At 47.2% G+C, this 976-nt stretch carries 1 protein-coding gene; it reads left to right on the top strand.

Going from position 1 to position 976, the window contains the following annotated elements; genetic code table 11:
• The coding region (lpxM, locus tag L976_RS01405) for a lauroyl-Kdo(2)-lipid IV(A) myristoyltransferase (protein WP_047533452.1) at positions 1–919 on the top strand (919 nt) is incomplete at its 5' end.
• Positions 920–976: the final 57 nt, after the last annotated feature.

Raw genomic sequence — 976 nt, forward strand, 5'->3', positions numbered from 1 at the left:
TTTTGACCGACGTTTTCAACTGGCGTTATTGCACCCTAAATATTGGGTTACTTGGTTGGCGATCGGTCTATTAGTGATTTTTGGGATCATGCCCGCGTGGCTGCGTGATCCTATTGCTAGAACCTTGGCCAAACTGGTGGCGCCTATTGCGAAAAAGCCGATAAGTATTGCCAGGGCGAACTTAAAGGCGTGTTTCCCTGAAAAATCCGCCGCAGAAATAGAAGCCTTAATTGATGACAACGTGCAGAACTTCGTATTAGTGCTGTTATCGCAAGGTGAGCTGTTGGTACGATCTAAGGCGCATTTACGCCGCCGTGTGAATTTGATGGGCTTTGAGCATGTACAAGCGGCGCAAGCAGTAGGGCAGCCGGTGATATTTATCATGCCCCATGTGTGGCCTATTGATTATGCTGGGCTGAGGTTAAACCTCGACTTGCCCATGGTCACTATGGCAAAGGCCCATAAAAACGCGTTATTTAACTGGTTTAATAATCGGGTACGTAGCAGTTGTGGTGGCCACGTTTATATGCGAGAGGCCGGAATTCGCGCCTTATTAGCAGAGCTTAAGCAGAACAATAGCTTTTTCTACCTGCCCGATGAGGATTTAGGCCCAGATCAGAGTGTATTTACCCCGTTTTTAGGCACAGTCAAAGCGACATTACCCGTGGTTGGCCGCTTAGCTCAGGCGGGAAATGCCCAAGTGCTACCGGTGAAAATTGGTTATAACCAAGCTTCACGCCAGTTTGATTTAACTGTGATGCCCGCCATTGCCGCCGAAGACATGGTCGGTAAGGAAAACGAGGCGTTAGCACTGAATAAAGCGGTTGAGCAAGTGATACTCGCTTATCCAGAGCAGTATATGTGGTTCCTAAGATTGCTAAAGACTCGCCCTGAAGGGCAAGCCTCAATTTATCAGTAAGCGTTTATCGCTTATCGTAAACCCGAATAAAAATGGCTTTAAGTGTGTAGACTTAAA

This window comes from Shewanella sp. ZOR0012 (assembly GCF_000798835.1).
Taxonomy (GTDB): Bacteria; Pseudomonadota; Gammaproteobacteria; order Enterobacterales; family Shewanellaceae; genus Shewanella; species Shewanella xiamenensis.